Origin of the sequence: Nocardioides sp. T2.26MG-1 (assembly GCF_950101795.1) — a bacterium.
Classification (GTDB): Bacteria; Actinomycetota; Actinomycetes; order Propionibacteriales; family Nocardioidaceae; genus Nocardioides.
Genome location: NZ_CATNLZ010000001.1, coordinates 973,289 through 994,591, shown reverse-complemented (window position 1 = coordinate 994,591; position 21,303 = coordinate 973,289). Strand labels below are relative to the sequence as shown.

Sequence of the window (21,303 nt, the reverse complement as noted above, 5' to 3'; positions counted from 1 at the left end):
TCAGCCGGCGCGGCGCTGGTCGTGGGCGAGCAGCGCGACCCCGAGCGACAGCCGCGACGTCGGGTCGTCGAGCGGGTGCCCGACCAGGTCCTCGAGCCGGCGCAGCGCGGGGTAGAGCGAGGTCCGGTTGCGATGGGCCACCCGCGCCAGCTCGGTCTTGTTGCCGCCGACGGCGAGGAACTGGCGCAGCAGCGCGACCAGCCCGCCGCCGTGCCGGGCCTCGTACTCGAGCAGCGCGCCGAGCTCGGCCTCGGTGAACTCCTGCAGCCGGGCGTCGTCGCGCAACGACATCAGCAGCCCGGGAAGCCGGATGTCGGCCTGGCGCACGCAGCCGCCGATCCGTGGCATCGTGACGGCCACGTCGGCCACGGCGCGGGCCGAGCGCAGCGAGGTCGCCGCGAGGAGGACGCCGGGGACCGAGTGTCCCGAGGCCAGCACCGCGTCCGGCTCGACGTCCGCCAGGGCGCGCGCGAGGGCGTCGAGATCCGTGTCGGCCGGCACGAGCAGCCCGACGTGCACCGCGTCGAGCACGCCGACCAGCCCCGCGACGTCACCGACCACGGACACCAGCCGGTCCACCGGCGCCTCGGACCGCAGTCGGGCCACGGCTCCGACGTACGACGCCGCCGGCGGGACCCCGAGCGCGCGCAGTCGGGCGGCGGCCACGGGCTCGGCCCCGAGCCGGCCGTCGAGCAGATCGAGGAGGAACCCACCGTGCACGCGCAGCTGGACGGAGGTCTCGTCGCGCTCGATCATCCGGCCGAGCTCGAGGGCCTGCGCGGCCCGCTCCGCCACCAGCCGCGCCCTCTCGTCGTCGCGCGGCGCGGTCACGACCAGCCGGCCCCAGGCGCCGCCTTGGATGCCGACCGGCGTGGTGAGCCAGCCCTCCGGACCGCCTCGCCCGCTCGTGCGGAGGAACGGCGTGAGCCGCGACCGGCGCTCCCAGTCGGTGAGCAGCCGCTCGACCGGCTCGTCGCGTGCGGCCGGGACGAGCACGCGGCGACCCAGGTCCTCCAGCACCACGGACCCTGCGGCGAGGTCGGCCGCGGCCTCGACCAGCCGGCTCATGGAGGCCCGCGCCAGGCTCAGCTCGGTGAAGGTCTCGTGCACCCGCCCGGCGAAGGCGACCTCGTCGAAGTGCTCCGCGACGATCGTCCGGTGCACCGCCTCGGTCACCTCGACGAACCGCACCGGGCGGTTCAGCGCGACGAGCGGGAACCCGGCGGCGCGCGCCCGGCGCAGGGCCGGCTCCGGCACCGAGGGGTACGCCGCGCTCAGCTCGATCACCAACCCGGCCGCCCCCACCTCGACGAGCTGGCGCACGAAGTCGTCGGCGGCGTCCGTCGACGCGGCCATCCCCAGGCCGGTGGTCAGCACCAGCTCGTCCCCGGACAGCAGCGTGCCGATGTCGCGCACCTCCGAGACGTGGACCCACCGCAGCGGCCGCTCCAGGGCGGCCTCGCCGCTGAGGACCACCGGGTCCCCCGCAGCCAGGGCGGGCAGCGACAACGCTTCGCGGATGGTGACCGGCACGCGACACAGTGTCGCACCCGGAGCGAGAAGTGGGACAGGTCGTCCCTCGCTCGAGCGGGCGGACGCCGCGAGGATGGCCGGCATGATGCTCTCCACGCCCCCCGACGTCCCGGCGACCATCCCGCACTGGATCGACGGCCGCGCCCATCCGGGCGCCGCGGCCCGGACGGGCGACGTGACCAACCCCGCCACCGGTCGGGTCACCGGCCAGGTCGTGTTCGCCGACGCCGACGACATCGCGGCCGCGGTGGCGTCCGCGAAGGCGGCGTCGGAAACCTGGGCGGCGACCTCGGTGAGCGCGCGCACCCAGGTCGTGTTCCGGTTCCGCGAGCTGCTCAACGAGCGCAAGGAGGAGCTGGCCGCGATCATCACCGCCGAGCACGGCAAGGTGCACTCCGACGCCGTGGGCGAAGTGTCCCGGGGACAGGAGGTCGTGGAGTTCGCCTGCGGCATCCCCCACCTGCTCAAGGGGTCGAACAGCCCGCAGGTCTCCACCGGGGTCGACGTGCACAGCATCCGCCAGCCGCTCGGCGTCGTGGGCGTGATCAGCCCGTTCAACTTCCCGGCGATGGTCCCGATGTGGTTCTTCCCGATCGCGATCGCCGCCGGCAACGCGGTGGTCCTCAAGCCCAGCGAGAAGGACCCGTCCGCGTCGATCTGGATGGCCCGGCTGTGGCAGGAGGCCGGCCTGCCCGACGGCGTCTTCACCGTGCTGCAGGGCGACAAGGTCGCCGTCGACGGTCTGCTCGACCACCCGGACGTCGCCTCGATCAGCTTCGTCGGCTCGACCCCGATCGCCGAGTACGTCTACGAGCGGGCCAGCCGGGCCGGCAAGCGGGTCCAGGCCCTCGGCGGCGCCAAGAACCACATGGTGGTGCTCCCCGACGCGGACCTCGACCTGGCCGCCGACGCGGCGGTCAGCGCCGGCTACGGCTCGGCGGGCGAGCGCTGCATGGCGATCAGCGTGGTCGTCGCCGTCGGCGGCGTCGGCGACGCGCTGGTCGAGAGGATCGCCGAGCGCACCGCGACGCTGCGGATCGGCGACGGGACCCGGGGGACGGACATGGGTCCGCTGGTCACCTCCGCGCACCGCGACAAGGTGGCGTCGTACGTCGACGCCGGCGAGGCTGCGGGCGCCACGGTCGTCGTGGACGGGCGCAAGGTCGACGCCGACGGCGAGCAGGACGGCTTCTGGCTCGGCCCGACGCTGTTCGACCACGTCGAGCCCTCGATGAGCGTCTACACCGACGAGATCTTCGGGCCGGTGCTCTGCGTGGTGCGCGCCGAGACCTACGCCGAGGCGCTCGACCTTGTCAACGCCAACCGCTACGGCAACGGCACCGCGATCTTCACCAGCAACGGCGGCGCCGCCCGCGCCTTCGAGCAGGACGTGCAGGTCGGCATGATCGGCGTGAACGTCCCGATCCCGGTGCCGATGGCCTACTACTCCTTCGGCGGCTGGAAGTCCTCGCTGTTCGGCGACACCCACGCCCACGGCGTCGAGGGCGTGCACTTCTTCACCCGCGGCAAGGTCGTCACGACCCGCTGGCCCGACCCGGGCACCGTCGGCGGGCTCGAGCTGGCCTTCCCCAAGAACCACTGACCGGCTCGCGAGTTTCGTCGGTCGGCCGACGAAGCTCGCGCCTGGACGACGAAGCTTCGTCGTCCAGGGTCGGACTCCGTCGGCCGACCGACGAAACTGGACGCTCCACCGAGAGGACCCCGCGCGATGAGCACGACGTACGACCTGGACCGCAAGCACGTCTTCCACTCCTGGTCCGCCCAGGCCGAGATCACCCCGATGGTGATCGGCGCCGCCCGCGGCTCCTACGTGTGGGACGACGAGGACCGTCGCTACCTGGACTTCTCCTCCCAGCTGGTGTTCACCAACATCGGCCACCAGCACCCCCGGGTGGTCGCCGCGATCAAGGAGCAGGCCGACCGGCTGTGCACGATCGCGCCGCAGCACGCCAACGCGCAGCGCTCGCAGGCCGCAGCGCTGATCGCCGGCATCGCGCCGGACGGGTTCGAGAAGGTGTTCTTCACCAACGGCGGCGCGGACGCCAACGAGCACGCCGTCCGGATGGCCCGGCTGCACACGGGACGGTTCAAGGTGCTCTCGGCGTACCGCTCCTACCATGGCGGCACCCAGACCGCGATCAACCTGACCGGCGACCCGCGGCGCTGGCCCAACGACACCGCGACCGCCGGGACCGTGCACTTCTTCGGCCCGTTCCTCTACCGCTCGGAGTTCCACGCGACCACGCAGGAGGAGGAGCGCGAGCGGGCGCTGCAGCACCTCTCGCGCACGATCGAGGCGGAGGGCCCGCAGACGATCGCGGCGATCCTGCTCGAGACGATCCCCGGCACCGCCGGCATCTTCGAGCCGCCGCCGGGCTACCTCGCCGGGGTCCGCGAGCTGTGCGACCGGCACGGCATCATGCTGATCCTCGATGAGGTGATGGCCGGGTTCGGGCGCGCGGGCACCTGGCTGGCGCTGGACCGGTACGACGTCACCCCGGACCTGATCACCTTCGCCAAGGGCGTGAACTCCGGCTACGTCCCGCTCGGCGGGGTGATCATCAGCGAGCCGGTCGCCGACACGTTCGCCCACCGGCCCTACCCCGGCGGGCTGACCTACTCCGGCCACCCGCTGGCGACCGCCGCGGCCGTGGCGACGATCCACACCATGCGCGACGAGCGCATCGTCGAGAACGCCGACCGGCTCGGCCGCGAGGTCCTCGGCCCCGGCCTGGCCGAGATCGCCGGGCGGCACCCGTGCGTCGGGGAGGTCCGCGGCGTCGGCGCGTTCTGGGCGGTCGACCTCGTCACCGACCGGGACACCCGTGAGCTGCTGCCGCCGGCCGCCCTCGGCGAGGTGGTCGCGGCCTGCAAGACGGCCGGGATGCTGCCGTTCGCCAACACCAACCGGATCCACCTGGTGCCGCCGTGCACGATGAGCGACGAGGAGGCGCGCGAGGGCCTCGCGATCCTCGACGACGCGCTCAAGGCCGGCGACGTCCATGCGCGGGCCTAGCCGGCACGACACCGTCTTCGAGCGGCTCGCTCCCCCGGCCGCGGCCGTCGACGCCGCGCTCGCGCCGACGCGGCACGCGGTGTTCTGGCTCGAGGACGCGGGCGCCGCGCCGGCGTACCCGACGCTGACGGGATCGGCGTCCGCCGACCTCGCCGTGGTCGGCGGCGGCTACTGCGGGCTGTGGACCGCGGTGCTCGCCAAGCGCCGCGACCCCGGCGCGCGGGTCGTGCTGCTCGAGGCGGAGACGGTGGGCTGGGCCGCGTCCGGCCGCAACGGCGGCTTCTGCGAGGCAAGCCTCACCCACGGCGAGGAGAACGGCCGATCCCGCTGGCCCGAGGAGTATGCCGTGCTCGAGCGGCTCGGCCGCGAGAACCTCGACGCGTTCGAGGCCGACGTACGCGGCCTCGGGCTGGACTGCCAGTTCGAGCGGACCGGCGTGCTGAGCGTGGCGGTCGAGCCCCACCAGGTCGAGTGGCTGCAGGAGTCCGCTCGAGCTCCGGACCACGGCTTCCTGGACGCCGCCGCTGTACGCCGCGAGATCGACAGCCCGGTGTTCCTCGCCGGCGACTGGAGCCGCGACGACTGCGCGCTGGTGCACCCCGCGCGGCTCGCCCGCGAGCTGGCCCGCGTCGCCGCCGAGCTCGGCGTCGAGATCCACGAGCACACACGCGTGACCGGCATCGACACCGCCGCGAGCGGCCGCGTGTCCGTGCACACCGGCGCCGGCTCGGTGACCAGCGACCGGGTCGCGCTGGCGACCAACGTGTTCCCGTCACTGCTGCGGCGGGCCCGGCTGCTGACCGTGCCCGTGTACGACTACGTGCTGATGACCGAGCCGCTCAGCGACGCGCAGCTCGCCTCGGTCGGCTGGGCGCACCGGCAGGGACTCGGCGACCTGGCCAACCAGTTCCACTACTCCCGGCTCACCGCCGACCACCGGATCCTCTGGGGCGGGTACGACGCGATCTACCGCCGCCGGGTCGGAGCCGCGCACGAGGAGCGGCCGGAGACCTTCCGCCGGCTGGCGTCGCACTTCCTCACGGTGTTCCCCCAGCTCGAGGGCGTCTCGTTCACCCACCGCTGGGCCGGTGCGATCGACACCTCCACGCGGTTCGCGGCGTTTCACGGCTTGGCCGCGCGCGGCCGGGTGGCGTACGCCGCCGGCTTCACCGGGCTCGGCGTCGGGGCCACCCGGTTCGCCGCCGAGGTGATGCTCGACCGGCTGGCCGGGCTGACCACCGAGCGCACCGCGCTCGAGATGGTGCGGCGGCTGCCGCTGCCGTTCCCGCCCGAGCCGCTCGCCAGCGCCGGCATCAACCTCACCCGCTGGTCGCTCGACCGCGCCGACCGCCGTCAGGGCCGGCGCAACCTGTTCCTGCGGACCCTCGACCGGGTCGGGCTGGGGTTCGACTCGTGACCGCACCCACGTCTCGCCGCCTGCTGTCCCCCGGGGTCCTCGCCGCCGACCTCGGACCCGACCGCACGCTCCCCCTCGACACCCTCGGCGACGCCGAGGTCGGGATCTGGTCGATGGACCCGGGCACCGAGCGGGACACCGAGGTGGACGAGGTCTTCGTCGTGCTCGCCGGCCGTGGCACGGTGGCCTTCGAGGACGGCGAGGTCGTCGAGCTCGGTCCCGGCGTGGCGGTGCGGCTGCACGCCGGCGAGCGCACGACCTGGACCGTCGGCGAGGCGCTCCGCAAGGTGTACGTCGCGCTGTCGTGCGGGTACGGCCACCCCATGGCCCGTTACGACCGAGACCTCCAGGCCGCCGTCGACGCGACCTCGGTCGCCAAGGACGCGCACACCACCACCGACCTCCTGGCGTACCTGCGCGAGCAGCTCGCGTCGCGCGAGATCAACACCAGCGACGAGGACTGGCTGCGGCGGACGGTCGCGGCCATCGAGGCCGACCCCAATTACATGGTCGCGGACGAGCCGTCCGACTTCGACCCCGAGCGCCGGCCGGCGTAGGCCAGCTCCTCGATCCGCCGGCGCGCCGCCGCCACTCCGGCGTGGGGAAGTCGTCCCACCCCGGTGCGAGCACCTCGTCGGCCAGGTCGAGGACCGCGGGTCCGGCCTCCTCGAGCGACCCGGAACACGTCCTCGACCCGGGCGAAGTCGTGGTCGGACCCGGCATCGGTCCTGCTGCGGTCCGCGGTCGACCCGAACGCGACCAGCCCGACGACGTCCTCGCTCTCGCGCGCGGTGGCGGCGAGCGCGTCGAGGACCTCGTCGAAGGACGTCACCCGGCGAACACCTCCTCGAGCGCCGGCCAGTCCTCGGCGCGCACGAACACCGGCACCACGTCGATCGGCACGTCGGTGGTCACGACCGCACCGCCGTCGTACGGCGTGCCCGTCCACGCGTCGACCCACGCGCCGGCCGGGAGGTACGTCGGCCACGCGGCCGCGCCGGGCTCGGTCACCGGGCTGACCAGCAGGCTGTCGCCGAGCTGCCACTGCTGCGGGTGCGCCCACACCTGCGGGTCGGCCGGGTGGTCGAAGAACAGCGGGCGCATCAGCGGCCGGTCGGTCGTGACCGCCACCCGCGCCTGCTCCGCCAGGTAGGGCACGAGCCGCTCGCGCAGCTGCGCCAGCCGCCGGAAGACCGGCACCACCCGCTCGTCGCCGCTCGCCTCCTGCACGTTCCACGGCGTCCGGTCGCGCAGCGGCGGCCGGTGGTGGTTGAACTCGGAGTGGTACTGCATCACCGGCATGAACACCGAGGCGGCCGCGGCCCGCAGGTAGAGCTCGGCGTCCGGCACCGGACCGGAGAAGCCGGCCAGGTCCCAGCCCCAGTAGACGATCCCGCACGCCGCGGCGGTCAGCCCGGCGGTCACCGAGCTGCGGAAGGCCTCCCACGTCGAGTCCTCGTCACCGGCCCAGAACACCCCGTGCGCCTGCGACCCGGTGAACCCGGCCCGCGAGAACGTCACCGGCGCCTTGCCCTCCGAGCGCAGCAGGTCGCCGAAGGTGCGGGCGTAGTGCACCGGGAACAGGTTGTTGCCCTCGTCGCCGCGGCGCCCGTCGGCGTACCGCAGGTCGTGGCCCCACGCGTGCTCGCCGCCGTCGGTCTTGAAGCCGTCGACGTCGAGGTCGGAGAGCAGGTAGCGCCGCTTCTCGGTCCACCAGTCCCGGGTGCGCTGCACCGACAGGTCGGGCATCAGAGCCTGGGGGAACCACCAGCCGCGGTTGTGGTACGCCGAGCCGTCGGCCTCGAGCACCGCGTGGCCCTCGCGCACCATGGCCGCGGCGTCCATCCGCACCTGGCCGGTGAGCTCGGGGTCGGTCTTCTGCAGCGGGATCTGCCAGAGGATCACCTTGACCCCGCGGGCGTGCAGCTCGTCGACCATCCCGCGCGGGTCCGGCCAGGCGCCGTCGGCCGGATAGGTGAAGTCGGCCGCCTCGTGCGCACGGCCGTCGGGGTGCGGCTCGTAGCGAGCGTCGCGGAAGATCGTGATGCCCTCCTCGTCGCTCCACGCCTCGATCACCACGACGCCCACGGGGATGTCGAGGTCGCGGTGGGTGTCCATCCGGTCCATCACCAGCTGCTGGGTGTTCCACTCGTTGCCCGACGCCCACAGCCGCAGCACCCACTCGGGGAGCTCCTCGGCCCGGCCGACCTCGTCGAGGAACTCGCGCAGCACCTCGGTCGGGGTGCCGTCGTGGACGGCGATGTCGACGCCCTCGCCGCCGATCCCCAGGTCGACCTCGACGACGAGCGCGTCGGGGGTGCTCGCGCCGACGTCGTACCAGGTGCGCCGCGAGGTGCGGACGTGGAAGCCCCAGGCACTGCCGTCGGCGCCGACCACGTGGGCGAACGGCATCGGCAGGTAGGTGCGGCCGTGCCGGCCCTGGGACTTGTACTGCTCGAACACCACCGCGTCGAGGCGGTGCCCGAGCTGGTCGAGCCGGTCGAACCGCTCGCCGAAGCCGACGACGTGGTCGCCCGGACCGAGCGCCAACGCGAACCGGGCCCGGTGCGCGCCGTCGGGCCCGACGAGCCAGGAGACGCTGTCCGGCACGAGCCGCTCGCCGGCCCCGGTCACCGCGCCGGTGTGGGTGCTGGTCCAGGTCGCCGGCGCGACGTCGTACGACGTCGTGGTGACCGTGTCGCCGGAGGAGGTCTCGGCCAGGAACCGGTAGGAGTAGCGGCGGCCCTCCTCCAGGACCGGCGTCTCGACGGTCCAGGAGCCGTCCGCGGCGAGCATGCCGGCCTGGGCCTCGGCGAGGTGGCCCTCGCCTCCGGCCAGGGCGGCGGCGTCGGCGGCGTCGGCACTCGCCGGCAGCATCGGGAGCACCTGTCCGTCCCACTCGCAGCGCACGGCGACCACGGACGGGTCGGCGACCACGCCGAGCCGGCAGGTGGTGCCGGCGAGCGGCAGCACCGGCACCCGCTGGTCCGCGGAGTGCGCGTAGGGGTGCTCGATGCCGTGCGGCCGGTGGGTGATCGCGGCGTTCATCGGGCGTCCTCCTCGGGGAGCAGGCCGAGCTCGTCGGCGAGCACGAGGTACATCCCGTGCGACCACAGCAGCGGGGTCGCGACCGGACCCCACCGGTCCAGCCACTCCTGCCGGTGCTCGGGGTGGAGGAGGTGGCCGGGCACCTGCTCGGGCAGCTCACCGGCCTCCGTGGCCTGGTCCGCGATCCAGCGCAGGTGGCCCAGCGCCGCCCCGGTCTCGCCGCGCACCGCGAGGTTCCAGCCGAGCAGCGCCGAGAGCAGCAGCCACTGGCCGCCGCCGTAGAAGACGTCGTCGCGGAACCGGTGCACCCCACCTCCGGTGTCGAGCTGGTCGGCCACCGCCCGGAGGGTGCCCGCGGCCACCGGATCGTGCTCGGAGACCAGCCCGAACGGCACGACCGCCGAGGCCAGCGAGGCGTCGACGGCGGTGCTGCCCAGCCACTTGGTGAGGTGGCCGCCGGCGACCCCCTGGGCGTGCACGAGGGACCGGATCTCGGCGAGCACCGAGGCGGCCGCGTCGGCGCGGACGGGGTCGAGTCCGTCCGCGCCGAGCACGGCCCGCAGCCCGCCGTGGATGGCGGCGAGCGTGGAGACGTGGCGGTGCTCGGCGTGCTCCTCCCACCAGTCGTAGCAGGGCGCGGACCAGAACGCCGTCAGGTAGTCCACGGCGACCTCGATGCCGCCGCGCCAGCGGTCCAGGCCCTGTCCGTGCCGGCGCGCGAACGTCACCACGGCCCACAGCCAGGTGCCGTAGCCGTCGGTCTGGAAGTCCCACCACTCGTCGGTGCCGTCCTCGCCGGCGAACGTGAACCGGGTCGGCAGCATGTCGGAGCGCGCCGGGGTGCCACCCTCCCGGGCGACGGCGAGCAGGCCGTCGACCTGGCCGCGCCGGCGGGCCAGTGTCCGCGCGGCCCAGTCGTGGAACCGGCCGGCCGAGCCCGCGTCGCCGTACCGCGACACGCCCTCGGCGGTGAAGGCGCCGTCGCGCAGCCAGGAGTAGCCGGCGTACGCCGAGAAGTCCGGGCTGGCGGGGTAGGCGCCGCCGGGGTCCTGGTGGCGGGTGATGACCCGGTGGCTGGTGACCGCCAGGTCGGCGAACCGGGCGCGGTCGTCGGCACTCAGGTCGAGGGCGGTGACGGGGTGCGGGGAGGACATGCCAGAGGCTCTCTTCGTCGGGGACGACAGGTGGGCCGCCGAGACGGCCCACCTGTCCGGGGGTGGGATCGGCTCAGCCGAGCAGGGCGTCGACGGCCTTCTTCGCGTCGGCGAGCGCGTCCTCGACGCTCTTGCGGCCCGCGGCCGCCTCGCCGAGCTCCTTGGTGATCGCGTCCTGCATCTCGGCCTGGCGGGCGATGACCGGCGGCAGCGCCACGGACTCCAGCGACTCCATGACCGCGGCGCGGTTGGCGGGCTTGTCCTGCTCGAGGTACGGCGCGAGCAGCGACTCGTCCGCGACCGGCGGCAGCTCCCACGACGTGGTCAGGCGCGTGTCCGCCATGGCCTTGGACGAGGTCAGGTAGGACAGCCACTCCTCGGCGGCGTCCTTGTTGTCGCTCGCCGCGTTGACCGCCACGCCGTTGGCGAACATCGCCGACGCCTTCTGGGTGTTGCCGGGCTCGACGGCGATGTCCCAGTCGAACGGCGCGTCCGCCAGCCCCGCGAACATCCAGATGCCGCTGTGCCACATCGCGAGCTTTCCGTCCTTGAACAGGTTGGTGTCGAAGTCCGGGGTGCCGGCGCCGTCGGCCTCGGTCGGCATGGTCTTCCCGGGCTTGCCGACCAGCCACTGCGCCGCCTCGACGCCCTCCGGTGAGTCGAACGTCGCCTCGGTCTGGTCCTCGTTGAAGAACGACCCGCCCGACTGGGCCAGCGCCTTGTAGAACTCGAAGAACTGCACCGGCTGGTAGTCGCCCCAGACGCCCGCGCCCTTGTCGGTCAGCTTCTTCGCGGCCGCGGCCTCCTCGTCCCAGGTCCAGTCGGACGTGGGGGTCTCCACGCCGGCCTTGTCGAAGAGCTCCTTGTTGTAGAACAGCACGACGTCGGAGAACGACTCCGGCAGCGCGTACTGCGAGCCGTCCCGCGCGAACGCGTCCAGCAGCGACGGCTTGTACGCCGCCTCGTCGAAGGACCCGAGCTCGGCGAGCGAGCCGTTCTCGGCGTACGTCACGAAGTTCTCGTAGTTGAGCTCGAACGTGTCGCCGGCGGTGCCGCCCGCGAGCGCGGTCTGGAGCTTGGTGAAGTAGGAGTCGTACGGCGTGGTCTCGACCTTCACCTTGACGTCCGGGTGGTCGGCCTCGAACGCGTCCACGATCGCGGCCAGGTCCTGTTCGTGACCGCCGTTGGAGGAGAACTCCATGTAGGTGATCGTGGTCTGGCCGTCGGAGCTGTCGTCGTCCTTCGACGTCGCCGAGCCCTGGGAGCAGGCGCCCAGGGCGAGGGAGGCGATGCCGGCGACGGCGACGGCCGTCAGACGCCTGCGGTTGTTCTTCATCGGTGTTCCTTTCGTCGTCCGCGGTCGTCGGCGACCGGGGAAGTCGGGGGTGTTCTGGAGGGCGGGTGGGTCACTTGATGCCGGTGTGCGCGATGCCGGCGACGACGTGGCGCTGCGCGAGGAGGTAGACGAGGGCGATCGGGACGATCGAGACCACCGAGCCGGCCATCACCACGTCCCAGCGGGTGGTGAACTGGCCCTGGAGCGTCGACAGGCCGAGGGGGAGGGTCATCAGCTCGGGTGAGCGGATCACCACCAGCGGCCACAGGAAGCTGTTCCACGAGGCCATGAACGCGAACACCGCGACCGTGGCGAGCGCGGGCCGGATCAGCGGGAGCACGATCGTGCCGAAGATGCGCAGGTGCCCGGCGCCGTCGATGGTGGCGGCCTCGTCGAGCTCGAGCGGCACGGTCTCGACCGCCTGCTTGAGCAGGAAGACGCCGAACGCCGACGCGAACGACGGGGCGAGCAGGCCGAGGTAGGTGTCCTGCAGGTTGAGGGTCTTCATCTCGATGAACAGCGGCACGACGAGGACCTGCAGCGGCACCATCATCGTCGCCAGGTAGAGCGCGAAGACCACGTTGCGGCCCGGGAACCGCAGCCGCGCGAAGCCGTAGGCCGCCATCGAGCCGGTGACCAGCTGCAGCAGGGTCGAGACGATCGCGATCGCGAACGAGTTGACCAGGATCCGCCAGATCGGCACGGCATCGACCAGCGCCCGGTAGGCCGCGAGCGTCGGGTCGTCCACGAACAGCGTGGGGCCGTCGGCCAGGTTGCCGTCGGGGGTGATCGAGGTGATCACCGTCCACAGGAACGGGAACAGCATGACGACCGCGCCGAGGACGACCAGCGCGAAGATCCCGGCCGAGCGGACCCGGGCAGCGGTGGGGGTGCGGGCGGCCTCAGGCATGGTGCACCCACCGCTTCTGGCCGCGGATCTGCACAGCGGTGATCGCCAGGATCACCGCGAAGAGCAGCCACGACAGGGCCGAGGCCTCGCCGGCCCGGCCGTAGCGGAACGTCAGGTCGTAGATCCGGCCGACCACGACCTGGCTGGAGCCCGCGGGCCCGCCGCCGGTCATCACGAAGACCTGGTCGAAGACCTGGAAGCCGTTGATCAGCGAGATCACGACCACGAAGAACGTCGAGGGCGACAGCAGCGGCAGCGTGACGTGCCAGAAGCGCCGCCAGCCGCCGGCGCCGTCCACGTCGGCCGCCTCGAGCACGTCCCCGGGGATCGACTGCAGCCCGGCGAGCAGGATCACCATCACGAATCCGAGGTCCTTCCAGGCCGACGCGAGGATCACCGACGGCAGCGCCCAGGTCGGATCGGTCCACCAGCCGGGCTGGCCGAGACCGACCGCGCCGAGGAGGTGGTTGACCAGGCCGTCGCTGGGGTTGAGCAGCCATTGCCACACGAGCGCGACCACGACCCAGCTGGTGACGACCGGCAGGAAGTAGGCGGCCCGGAAGAACGCGTTGGCGGGCATCCGGCGGTTGAGCGCGACCGCGAGCCCCAGCCCGCCGACGTACACCAGCGGCAGGTAGCCCGCGACGAAGAGCAGGGTGTGCCAGAAGACCTCGCGGGTCGCGGGGTCGGTCAGCAGGCTGCGGTAGTTGTCCAGACCCACCCACCGCATGTCGGAGATGAGGTTCCACTCGTGGAGGCTCACCCACGCCGAGGAGACCATCGGCACCGCGGTGAACAGCACCAGCGGCACCGCGCTGGGGCCGAGGAAGACGAGCGCCCAGCCGAGCGTGCGCCAGCGGCTGCGCTGCATCACGCGCCGCCCTCGGGGTCCTGCAGCCGGGCGCGCACCAGGCGGCCCTGCTCGCCCGCGGTGTCGGTGGAGTCGAAGGGCGCGGCGAGCACGAGGCTGGCCGCCCCGAGCGTCCACTGCTGCTCGGACCAGGCGTGCACCTGGTAGCGCAGCGAGCGGCGGCTCGGCATCAGGTGGCGGCGGAACGACGTCTCGAACGGCGACTGCCAGTGCCGCCACGCGGTCACGCCCTCGCCCTGGATCACCACGACGCCGGGGTCGATCGTGTGGACCACCCCCGCCAGGGCCCGGCCGAGCAGCCGCCCCGCGGTCGCGAAGATCTCGAGCGCGCCCGCGACGCCGTCGTCGGCGGTGCCGGCCAGCTCGGCGATGCCCTGGGCGGGCCCGATCAGGCCCTCCTCCCGGGCCCGGCGCACCAGCGCGTCCTCGCCGATCAGGGCCTCCAGACAGCCGGTGCCGCCGCAGGCGCAGTCCGGGCCGTCGGCGACCGGGATGTGCCCGATCTCGCCGGCGCCGCCGCGGGCGCCGCGGTAGATCGAGCCGTCGACGACGACGCCGCAGCCGATGCCGCGGCCGATGGTGACCACGACGTACGACGCCGCGTCCTGGCCCACGCCGTAGAGCCGCTCGGCGGCGGCGAGCGTGTTGACGTCATTGTCGAGCAGCACGGGGACGCCGAGCTCGGCCCGGAGGTGGGCGCCGACCGGCAGCTCGGCCCAGCCCAGCGTCGGGGCGGTCACGACGCCGGACGCCTGCGAGTCCACGGAGCCGGGCACGCCGACACCGACACCGAGGAGGGTGCCCTCGTGGGCGGCGACGGCCTCGGCGAGCAGCCGGCCGAGCCGGTCCAGCGCGTCGGGGGCCGAGGGGTCGAAGGCGCGGGTGCTGTAGGCCTCGACCAGGCCGTCCAGGGTGACCCGCACGGTCGCGACGTGGTCCGCGGTGACCTTGACGCCGATGGCGCTGGCCGCCTCGCTGACCAGGCCGAGCAGGCGCGCGGGCCGGCCGCCTCGCGACGGCTCGGCCTCGAGCTCGGCCACCAGTCCCCGCGCGATGAGGCTCTTGGTCGCCTGGGTGACCGCCGCCGGGCTCACCCGCAGCAGCCGGGCGATGTCCGCTCGCGACGACGAGCCGCGGCTGCCCAGCAGGCCGAGGATCGCTGCCGGCAGCAGGTCGCCGCCGCGGGTCGTGGACGGAGCGGGCATCGGCATCCTCAGGTCGGCGGACTTACTTCAGGACTTTGTTTAGTCCAAAATTAAGTGCGTGTCAACAGTCACAGGCTCCGGATCGCGGATCCGATCGGAGCGGCACCGCACCGCTCAGCGGCGCGCCTCGACCTCGAGGTACGGCGCACGCAGGTGGGCGGTGCCGAGCCGGCCGCCGTGCTCGGCGAGTCGGTCGAGCAGGCCGATGCGGGTACGCTCGGCCAGCGCCGGGTCGGCGTCGTGGGCGTAGGGCCGGCCGGGCTCGATCACCTGGAGCTCGTGCAGGAACACGTCGCCGGCGAGCACCACGAGATCGTCGTCCGCCGCGATCACCAGGCTCTGGTGCCCCGGGGTGTGGCCGGGCGTCGGGACCAGGCGGGCGGAGACGCCGCCGGCCGAGGCCAGCTCGACCTCGCCGGCGCAGCCGCGCAGCTGGCCGGCGCCGAGGAGCGGCTCGACGAGACCGGTCCGCAGCAGCGTGCCGGGGCCGAGCGCGGCGAGGTCGGCGTCCTGCACCAGGTACGTCGCGTTCGGGAATGCCGGCGCGCCGGACCCGTCCACACTGCCCGCGGCATGGTCGGCGTGCAGGTGGGTCAGCACGACGTCGGTGACGTCCGCGGCCAGGACCCCGGCCTGGTCGGCGATCCGGCGCACCAGGTGGGTGTCGGGTCCGGGCGCCCACGACGGCCGGAGGGCGGTGTCGCTGGCCGCGCCCGTGTCGACCAGCACCACCCGGTCACCGACCTCGACGACGTACGCACGGAACGCGAGCCACCACTCGCCGTCGGGCGCTGACGGCCCTGGGTCGAGCCGCTCGGCGGCCTCGCGCAGCTCCGGCGTGGCGCCGGGGAACGCGTCGGCCAGGGGCGTGAAGAACGGCCCCGTCGCGTCGAGCACGGCGGTCACCCGCACGGGTCCGACCGTCACGATCGGGCGAGTCGTGCTCCGGGCCACCCGAAAACCACCTCCCCGAGGACCACCGGCCAGGCCAGGATGATCGCATGCCTCAGGACCTCAGCGCCCTCTCCTGGCCGGCCTCCACGGACCGGCTCACGATCCGCCCGGCCACGGCCGGAGACCTCGACGCGACGTGGGCGTTCCGCCGCCTGCCCGAGGTCGGCGAGTGGGTCACCTGGGCCACCCCCGACCGGGACGCGTACGCCGAGCACTTCCTCGCCCCGGACCGGCTCGCGAGCACGCTCGTGGTCGAGCGCGACGGCTCGGTGGTCGGCGACCTCATGGTGCGCATCGAGGACGCCTGGTCCCAGGGCGAGGTGGCCGACCGGGCGAAGGGGGTGCAGGCCGAGCTGGGCTGGACGGTCGACCCCGCGCACGGCGGCCGCGGCTATGCCACCGAGGCGGTCGCCGAGCTGCTCCGGATCTGCTTCGAGGACCTGGGACTGCGTCGGGTCACCGCGCTGTGCTTCGCCGACAACACGGCGTCCTGGCGGCTCATGGAGCGGGTCGGCCTGCGCCGCGAGGCGCACAACGTCCGCGACTCGCTGCACCGGTCGGGCCGGTGGTTGGACGGGTACGCCTACGCGCTGCTCGCCGACGAGTGGCGGGCCGGTCGGCGCACGTAGGGCGCCGGCTCGGCGCTACTTCTCGGACACGATCTGGATGAGGTTGCCGCAGGTGTCGTCGAACACGGCGACCCAGAAGTCCCCGATGTCGGTCGGCTTCTGGGTGAACGCCACCCCCAGCTCGGTGAGGCGACCGTGCTCCGCCTGTACGTCGTCGACCATGAACTGGGCGAGCGGGATGCCGTCCGAGACCAACGCGTCCCGGTAGGGAGCCACCGCCGGATGGCCGGCGGGCTCCAACAGGAGCTCGGCGCCCATCGGCTCCTCGGGCGACACCACCGTGATCCAGGAGGCCCCGCCCCCGAGCGGGATGTCGCGCTTCTTGGTGAAGCCCAGGACCTCGGTGTAGAAGGCGAGCGCCTCCCTCAGGTCGTCGACGAAGACGGTGGCGAGCCTGACTCTCATGGGTGGGTGTCCTCTCGGTCGATCGGCCAGCGCCGGGTGATCGCGGCCAGGGGCGTTGGGTCGAAGTAGTGCACCTTGGTGCGGCCCCGACGCTCCGTCGTCACGAGGCCGGCATCCTCGAGCACCGCGAGGTGCTGCGAGATCGCCTGACGCGTCGAGGCCACGCCGTGGCGCATCGTGAGCAGCGTGCAGATGTCGAACAGCGTCCGGCCGTCCTCGATCGCGAGCTCGTCCAGGATGAGTCGCCGGGTCTCGTCGTCGAGAGCGCGGAACACATCGGCCACGTCCCGCACGATAGGCAAGCGCTCACTTGCATGTCAAGGGTCGGTCAGCCCCGGACCTCGGCGAGCTCCGCCAGTCCGGGCCCCTCGAGGCGCATCACGTGGATCTCCTCGACCTCGCGGGCTCCGAGGCGGCGATAGAACGCGATCGCCGGGTCGTTGGTGCGCAGCACCCACCACTCGAACCGGGCACACGCGTGCTGCTGGGCGGTCCGGGCGAGCTCACCGAGCAGGATCCGCCCCGCGCCCCGGCTGCGGTGCTCGGGGACGACGTACAGGTCCTCGAGGTGCAGTGTGCGCCGGCCCATGATCGTGCTGTAGGCGAAGTAGTAGAGCGCGAACCCGGCCGGCTCGCCGTCCACCTCGGCGACCAGGGCGCTGGCCACCGGGTCCGCGCCGAACAGCGCGCTCGCGAGGTCCTCGGGTCGGGCGTGCACCTTGCCGGGGAACTCCTCGGCCTCGGCGAGCTCCACCACGAACCGGTGCAGGACGCCGGTGTCGTCCTCCGTCGCCGGCCTGATCGTCACGGTCACCGCCTGCCTCCTTCGGTCCCGGTCTCGCGCCCGTCCCGAGCGTAGGGGCTGGGACCCGGCGGCTCGACCGGCCTGCTCCGACTGTCACATCTGCCCGCCGGCGTTCGTCGTGGAGGTGAGAACGCCGCAGACCCAGAGGAGCAGACGATGACCCTGCACGACACCACCGAGCTCGCGGTCGAGACGCTGCGACCCGGCGACGACGGCTACGACGACGCCGCTCGGGTGTTCGCCGGCGCCGGCGCGCCCGCGCTGATCGCTCGGCCGCGCACACCCGACGAGGTCGCGGCCGCGCTCGGCCACGCCGTACGCCGCGGCCTGGCCGTGTCGGTGCGGTCCGGGGGGCACGGCCCGCTCGGGCACGCGACGAACACCGGGGGGCTGGTCCTCGACCTCCGGCACCTCGACGGCGTCGAGGTCCTCGATGCCGACCGGCGCCTGGTGCGCGTCGGCGGGGGCGCCACCTGGGGGCGCGTCGCCGCCCGCCTCGATCCCCTCGGCTGGGGCATCACCTCCGGGGACACCTCCGAGGTGGGCGTCGGCGGGCTCACGCTGGGTGGCGGCATGGGCTGGATGGTGCGCCGGCACGGGCTGACCGTCGACAACCTGGTCGGCGCGCGGGTCGTGACGGCGGACGGCCGGCTGCTGAGCGCGTCCGAGCACGAGCATCCCGAGCTGTTCTGGGCGCTTCGGGGCGGCGGCGGCAACTTCGGCGTGGTGGTCGACTTCGACCTCGTCGCCCAGGAGGTCGCCACCGTCCACCACGGGACCGTCACCTACCAGGTCGCCGACGACACCGAGACCACCGACCTGCTGCGCCGCTGGCGCGACGCGATGCGGTCCGCGCCCGACGAGCTCTCGAGCACGATCGCGCTCCCGCCGCGGATGCCCGGGGCACCGCCGGCCATCGTGCTGCTCTGCTACGCCGGGCAGCCGGGCGCGCCCGTGGAGGCCGCCGACGCCGCCATCGAGCCGCTGCTCGAGCTGGGTGCGGTGGCGGAGGCGGCGATCCGCGAGGTCCGGTACGCCGAGGTCCTCGAGCCTGCCCAGCAGCCGCCGGGCCTGCGGCTGTCCGCCCGCAACGCGCTCGTGCCCGAGCTCGGCGACGAGGTGCTCGCCGAGATCGTGCGCGCCCACGCCGCGCCGACCCCCAACGCGGTCGCGATCCGCAGCCTGGGCGGCGCGTTCGGCCGGGTGCCGGCCGACGCCACGGCGTTCGCGCACCGGGACGCCGAGGCGATGGTCGTCGGGATGGTGATGCTCCCGGGGACGGCCTCCGACGCCGACGTCGAGGAGGCCCACACGCCCTGGCGTGCCGTCGCGGCGCACGGCACCGGCACGTACATCAACTTCCAGGGCTCGGCGGCCGCCGCGGACCTGGCGTCGGCGTACCCGCCGGCGACGTACGCCCGGCTCGCCGAGGTCAAGCGTCGCTACGACCCCGACAACGTGTTCGCGCTGAACCACAACGTGCCGCCCGCCCCGGCCCGGTGACGCTCACGCGTCGGCGCGGTCGATCCGCTCCATCTTGACCAGCCCGCTCCAGCCGCGCTCGGCCATCAGCTGGAGGATCCGGTCGCGGATCCGCACCATCCGCGGCCCCGCGGAGAGCGCCACGGTCTCGAGGAGCTCGGCGAAGGAGCTGTCGGGCAGGGCCTCGTCCTGCTGGTCGAGCGCGCCGTTGACGGCGGCCGCCTCGGCCATCTCGACCAGCACGTCGGCGACCTGCGCCAGCTGGTCCTCCCTCGGCTCCTCCGCGGCGGCGATCTCGCCGATGAGGCGCAGGAACTGCCGCATCAGCGGGTCGTCGAGCTGGCTCTCCTTGTCGGCCATGAACTCGTCGATCCGCTCGGGCATCTGCGCGGCGATCAGGATCCAGGCGTCCCGCTCGAGGTCCACCATGACCTCCGGCGTGCCGAGCGCCCGCATCCGGTCGAGGTAGGCGGTCGCCGACGGCGGGAGCGCGAGGCTGTCGCCGGCAGCCAGCTTGGCGATCCGCCGGCGGTGCTCCTGCAGCTCCTTGATCTCCTCGCGCAGCCGGCGGTCGATCTCGGCGACCGCTGCGGCGAAGGCGTCGTCGTCGGCGGCCAGCAGCTCCTGCACGCGGGCGAGCGGGACGCCGGCCTCGGCGAGCGTGCGGATCCGGATCAGTCGGACGACGTCGGGCCCGGCGTAGCTGCGGTAGCCGGAGACGTCGCGCTCGGGCTCGGGCAGCAGCCCGATGTGGTGGTAGTGCCGCACCGCGCGGGTCGTCACCCCGGCGTACGCCGCGAGCTGGCCGATCGTCAGCATGCGACCAGTCTCGCGGGTCGGCTGCCCGTCGTCGTGCGGGTCACGCGAACTTGCGGTGGTAGGCGCGCATCGCGAGGACGTAGGCGACGACCAGGAGCCCCACGCACCACGCGAGGGCGGTCCAGATGTCGTTGCCGACCGGCTGCTCGGCGTACAGGTGGCGCAGCGTGTCGACGATCGAGGTGACCGGCTGGTGCTCGGCGAACCAGCGGACCGGGCCGGGCATGCTGTCGGTGGGCACGAACGCCGAGCTGATGAACGGCAGGAAGATCAGCGGATAGGAGAACCCGCCCACGCTGTCGGCGGACTTCGCGGTGAGGCCCGGGATGACCGCGAGCCAGGTCAGGGTCAGCGTGAACAGCAGCAGGATGCCGGTCACGGCGAGCCAGGCCAGCACCCCGGCGCCGGTCCGGAAGCCCATCGCCACCGCGACCAGCACGACGAGCGCGAGCGCGATCATGTTCGCGACCAGCGAGGTCAGGACGTGGCCCCACAGCACCGCGGAGCGGGAGATCGGCATCGACTGGAACCGCTCGAAGATCCCGCCGGAGACGTCGGTGAAGAGCCGGTAGGCCGTGTAGGCGATGCCCGAGGCGATCGTGATCAGCAGGATGCCCGGCAGCAGGTAGTCCACGTACTTCTCGCCGCCGGTCTCGATCGCGCCGCCGAAGACGTAGACGAACAGCAGCAGCATGGCGATCGGGGTGATCGCGGTGGTGATGATGGTGTCGGGGCTGCGCAGGATGTGGCGCAGGGACCGTCCCGTGAGGGTGGCGGTCTCGTCGACGAAGTGATGGCGCGTTGTCGTGGGCATGGTCGTTCCTCAGCTGTTCGTGGCGGTCGGGGCGGGGCCGGTCGTGGCAGCGGTCTCGTCGCCGACGACCGCGAGGAAGATCTCCTCGAGCGTCGGCTGCTTCTCGACGTACTCGACCGTGGCGGGTGGGAGCAGCGCCTTGAGCTCGGCGAGGGTGCCGTTCACGACGATCCGGCCGTCGTGGAGGATCGCGATCCGGTCGGCGAGGTGCTCGGCCTCGTCCAGGTGCTGGGTGGTGAGCAGCACCGTCGTGCCGGCGGCGGCCAGCTCCTTCACCGCGCGCCACACCTCGAGACGGGCCTGCGGGTCCAGCCCGGTGGTCGGCTCGTCGAGGAAGATGACCGACGGGTCGCCGATCAGGCTCATCGCGATGTCGAGGCGTCGGCGCATCCCGCCGGAGTACGTCGCCACCCGCCGGTCGCCGGCGTCCGTCAGGCTGAAGCGCGCGAGCAGGTCGGTCGCGATCCCGCGGGGGTCGGCCTGGTGGCGCAGCTGGGCGACGAGCACGAGGTTCTCGCGGCCGGTCAGGATCTCGTCGACCGCCGCGAACTGGCCGGTGAGGCTGATCGACTCCCGAACGCGGGACGCCTCGGCGCCGACGTCGGCGCCGTCGACGAGGGCCGTGCCGCCGTCCGCCGGGAGCAGGGTGGCGAGGATGCGGACGGCCGTGGTCTTGCCGGCCCCGTTGGAGCCGAGCAGGGCGAAGATGCTGCCGCGCGCCACGTCGAAGTCGACGCCGCGGAGCACCTCGTGGTCGCCGTACGCCTTGGTGAGCCCGGCGACCTGGATGGCTGGTGTCGTGGTCATGCGAACAGCCTGCGGGGTTGACGTTGCGTCAAGGTCAAGCCCGACCTCGACGCAACTCGGCTGCCGGTTCCTGCAGC

Annotated in this window: 21 protein-coding genes; 6 read left to right on the top strand and 15 right to left on the bottom strand. The window is 73.3% G+C overall.

The genetic code is table 11. The features are described 5' to 3' along the window. Complete coding sequence (locus QQZ14_RS04890; protein ID WP_284533052.1) at positions 1-1,533, bottom strand: PucR family transcriptional regulator; 1,533 nt, start codon at positions 1,531-1,533, stop codon at positions 1-3. An 82-nt stretch (positions 1,534-1,615) separates the two neighbouring features. Here QQZ14_RS04890 and QQZ14_RS04885 point away from each other — a divergent pair, with 82 nt between their 5' ends. The 4 genes from QQZ14_RS04885 to QQZ14_RS04870 all read left to right on the top strand — a co-directional run bounded on the left by QQZ14_RS04885 (position 1,616) and on the right by QQZ14_RS04870 (position 6,544). Then, entirely contained in the window at positions 1,616-3,136 is a 1,521-nt protein-coding gene (locus QQZ14_RS04885; RefSeq protein WP_284533051.1) for a CoA-acylating methylmalonate-semialdehyde dehydrogenase, read from the top strand. Positions 3,137-3,262: 126 nt separating this feature from the next. Beyond that, positions 3,263-4,570, top strand: a complete 1,308-nt coding sequence (locus QQZ14_RS04880) for an aspartate aminotransferase family protein (protein WP_284533050.1) — start codon at positions 3,263-3,265, stop codon at positions 4,568-4,570. Further along, on the top strand, positions 4,557-5,987 hold the full coding sequence (locus QQZ14_RS04875) for an NAD(P)/FAD-dependent oxidoreductase (protein WP_284533049.1): 1,431 nt from the start codon (positions 4,557-4,559) through the stop codon (positions 5,985-5,987). The genes QQZ14_RS04880 and QQZ14_RS04875 overlap by 14 nt, the downstream gene beginning before the upstream one ends. Beyond that, positions 5,984-6,544 (top strand): cupin domain-containing protein, encoded by a 561-nt coding sequence (locus QQZ14_RS04870; protein WP_284533048.1) that lies wholly within the window; start codon positions 5,984-5,986, stop codon positions 6,542-6,544. The genes QQZ14_RS04875 and QQZ14_RS04870 overlap by 4 nt, the downstream gene beginning before the upstream one ends. Here QQZ14_RS04870 and QQZ14_RS04865 read toward each other — a convergent pair. The 8 genes from QQZ14_RS04865 to QQZ14_RS04830 all read right to left on the bottom strand — a co-directional run bounded on the left by QQZ14_RS04865 (position 6,490) and on the right by QQZ14_RS04830 (position 15,438). Then, positions 6,490-6,819 carry a hypothetical protein gene (locus tag QQZ14_RS04865; protein WP_284533047.1) on the bottom strand — a complete coding sequence of 110 codons (330 nt, stop codon included), beginning with the start codon at positions 6,817-6,819 and terminating at the stop codon, positions 6,490-6,492. The two genes, QQZ14_RS04870 and QQZ14_RS04865, sit on opposite strands and share 55 nt — an antisense overlap. Then, a complete protein-coding gene (locus QQZ14_RS04860; RefSeq protein WP_284533046.1) occupies positions 6,816-9,035 on the bottom strand; it encodes a glycoside hydrolase family 31 protein in 2,220 nt (739 codons plus the stop codon). Before QQZ14_RS04860 ends, QQZ14_RS04865 begins: the two co-directional genes overlap by 4 nt. Then, the gene (locus QQZ14_RS04855; RefSeq protein WP_284533045.1) at positions 9,032-10,189 is read right to left on the bottom strand and encodes a glycoside hydrolase family 15 protein; all 1,158 of its coding nucleotides are present in this window, start codon (positions 10,187-10,189) and stop codon (positions 9,032-9,034) included. Before QQZ14_RS04855 ends, QQZ14_RS04860 begins: the two co-directional genes overlap by 4 nt. Before the next feature lie 73 nt (positions 10,190-10,262). Further along, positions 10,263-11,525: an ABC transporter substrate-binding protein gene (locus QQZ14_RS04850; protein ID WP_284533044.1), complete on the bottom strand. Its 1,263-nt coding sequence runs from the start codon at positions 11,523-11,525 to the stop codon at positions 10,263-10,265. Between the two features lie 70 nt (positions 11,526-11,595). Continuing rightward, positions 11,596-12,435 (bottom strand): carbohydrate ABC transporter permease, encoded by an 840-nt coding sequence (locus tag QQZ14_RS04845; protein WP_284533043.1) that lies wholly within the window; start codon positions 12,433-12,435, stop codon positions 11,596-11,598. After that, entirely contained in the window at positions 12,428-13,306 is an 879-nt protein-coding gene (locus tag QQZ14_RS04840) for a carbohydrate ABC transporter permease (RefSeq protein WP_284533097.1), read from the bottom strand. The genes QQZ14_RS04845 and QQZ14_RS04840 overlap by 8 nt, the downstream gene beginning before the upstream one ends. Then, on the bottom strand, positions 13,306-14,511 hold the full coding sequence (locus QQZ14_RS04835) for an ROK family transcriptional regulator (RefSeq protein WP_284533042.1): 1,206 nt from the start codon (positions 14,509-14,511) through the stop codon (positions 13,306-13,308). Before QQZ14_RS04835 ends, QQZ14_RS04840 begins: the two co-directional genes overlap by 1 nt. A gap of 114 nt (positions 14,512-14,625) precedes the next feature. After that, the gene (locus QQZ14_RS04830; protein WP_284533041.1) at positions 14,626-15,438 is read right to left on the bottom strand and encodes an MBL fold metallo-hydrolase; all 813 of its coding nucleotides are present in this window, start codon (positions 15,436-15,438) and stop codon (positions 14,626-14,628) included. 74 nt (positions 15,439-15,512) lie between these two features. Here QQZ14_RS04830 and QQZ14_RS04825 point away from each other — a divergent pair, with 74 nt between their 5' ends. Beyond that, the gene (locus QQZ14_RS04825) at positions 15,513-16,094 is read left to right on the top strand and encodes a GNAT family N-acetyltransferase (protein WP_284533040.1); all 582 of its coding nucleotides are present in this window, start codon (positions 15,513-15,515) and stop codon (positions 16,092-16,094) included. A gap of 15 nt (positions 16,095-16,109) precedes the next feature. Here the strand turns inward: QQZ14_RS04825 and QQZ14_RS04820 are convergent, their stop codons facing one another. The 3 genes from QQZ14_RS04820 to QQZ14_RS04810 are packed head-to-tail and all read right to left on the bottom strand — an operon-like array spanning position 16,110 to position 17,313. Continuing rightward, positions 16,110-16,499 (bottom strand): VOC family protein, encoded by a 390-nt coding sequence (locus QQZ14_RS04820; RefSeq protein WP_284533039.1) that lies wholly within the window; start codon positions 16,497-16,499, stop codon positions 16,110-16,112. Beyond that, entirely contained in the window at positions 16,496-16,783 is a 288-nt protein-coding gene (locus QQZ14_RS04815) for an ArsR/SmtB family transcription factor (protein WP_284533038.1), read from the bottom strand. Before QQZ14_RS04815 ends, QQZ14_RS04820 begins: the two co-directional genes overlap by 4 nt. Before the next feature lie 44 nt (positions 16,784-16,827). Then, on the bottom strand, positions 16,828-17,313 hold the full coding sequence (locus QQZ14_RS04810) for a GNAT family N-acetyltransferase (RefSeq protein WP_342395219.1): 486 nt from the start codon (positions 17,311-17,313) through the stop codon (positions 16,828-16,830). A gap of 147 nt (positions 17,314-17,460) precedes the next feature. Here QQZ14_RS04810 and QQZ14_RS04805 point away from each other — a divergent pair, with 147 nt between their 5' ends. Next, positions 17,461-18,807: an FAD-binding oxidoreductase gene (locus QQZ14_RS04805; RefSeq protein WP_284533037.1), complete on the top strand. Its 1,347-nt coding sequence runs from the start codon at positions 17,461-17,463 to the stop codon at positions 18,805-18,807. A gap of 3 nt (positions 18,808-18,810) precedes the next feature. On the opposite strand, the gene QQZ14_RS04800 is transcribed toward QQZ14_RS04805, so the two are convergent. From QQZ14_RS04800 to QQZ14_RS04790, 3 genes are read right to left on the bottom strand one after another with little or no spacing between them, the layout of a single operon-like run. Next, positions 18,811-19,605 (bottom strand): MerR family transcriptional regulator, encoded by a 795-nt coding sequence (locus tag QQZ14_RS04800; RefSeq protein WP_284533036.1) that lies wholly within the window; start codon positions 19,603-19,605, stop codon positions 18,811-18,813. Positions 19,606-19,645: 40 nt separating this feature from the next. Then, entirely contained in the window at positions 19,646-20,419 is a 774-nt protein-coding gene (locus QQZ14_RS04795; RefSeq protein WP_284533035.1) for an ABC transporter permease, read from the bottom strand. A 9-nt stretch (positions 20,420-20,428) separates the two neighbouring features. Next, positions 20,429-21,226 (bottom strand): ABC transporter ATP-binding protein, encoded by a 798-nt coding sequence (locus QQZ14_RS04790; protein WP_284533034.1) that lies wholly within the window; start codon positions 21,224-21,226, stop codon positions 20,429-20,431. Between the last annotated feature and the right edge of the window lie 77 nt (positions 21,227-21,303).

What these genes read in the sequence shown, in the direction of transcription:
- QQZ14_RS04885 (WP_284533051.1), top strand. Translation starts at nt 1,616, where the DNA reads ATGATGCTCTCCACGCCCCCCGACGTCCCGGCGACCATCCCGCACTGG.
- QQZ14_RS04880 (WP_284533050.1), top strand. Translation starts at nt 3,263, where the DNA reads ATGAGCACGACGTACGACCTGGACCGCAAGCACGTCTTCCACTCCTGG.
- QQZ14_RS04875 (WP_284533049.1), top strand. Translation starts at nt 4,557, where the DNA reads ATGCGCGGGCCTAGCCGGCACGACACCGTCTTCGAGCGGCTCGCTCCC.
- QQZ14_RS04860 (WP_284533046.1), bottom strand. Translation starts at nt 9,035, where the DNA reads ATGAACGCCGCGATCACCCACCGGCCGCACGGCATCGAGCACCCCTAC.
- QQZ14_RS04855 (WP_284533045.1), bottom strand. Translation starts at nt 10,189, where the DNA reads ATGTCCTCCCCGCACCCCGTCACCGCCCTCGACCTGAGTGCCGACGAC.
- QQZ14_RS04850 (WP_284533044.1), bottom strand. Translation starts at nt 11,525, where the DNA reads ATGAAGAACAACCGCAGGCGTCTGACGGCCGTCGCCGTCGCCGGCATC.
- QQZ14_RS04845 (WP_284533043.1), bottom strand. Translation starts at nt 12,435, where the DNA reads ATGCCTGAGGCCGCCCGCACCCCCACCGCTGCCCGGGTCCGCTCGGCC.
- QQZ14_RS04840 (WP_284533097.1), bottom strand. Translation starts at nt 13,306, where the DNA reads ATGCAGCGCAGCCGCTGGCGCACGCTCGGCTGGGCGCTCGTCTTCCTC.
- QQZ14_RS04835 (WP_284533042.1), bottom strand. Translation starts at nt 14,511, where the DNA reads ATGCCCGCTCCGTCCACGACCCGCGGCGGCGACCTGCTGCCGGCAGCG.
- QQZ14_RS04825 (WP_284533040.1), top strand. Translation starts at nt 15,513, where the DNA reads ATGCCTCAGGACCTCAGCGCCCTCTCCTGGCCGGCCTCCACGGACCGG.
- QQZ14_RS04820 (WP_284533039.1), bottom strand. Translation starts at nt 16,499, where the DNA reads ATGAGAGTCAGGCTCGCCACCGTCTTCGTCGACGACCTGAGGGAGGCG.
- QQZ14_RS04805 (WP_284533037.1), top strand. Translation starts at nt 17,461, where the DNA reads ATGACCCTGCACGACACCACCGAGCTCGCGGTCGAGACGCTGCGACCC.
- QQZ14_RS04800 (WP_284533036.1), bottom strand. Translation starts at nt 19,605, where the DNA reads ATGCTGACGATCGGCCAGCTCGCGGCGTACGCCGGGGTGACGACCCGC.
- QQZ14_RS04795 (WP_284533035.1), bottom strand. Translation starts at nt 20,419, where the DNA reads ATGCCCACGACAACGCGCCATCACTTCGTCGACGAGACCGCCACCCTC.
- QQZ14_RS04790 (WP_284533034.1), bottom strand. Translation starts at nt 21,226, where the DNA reads ATGACCACGACACCAGCCATCCAGGTCGCCGGGCTCACCAAGGCGTAC.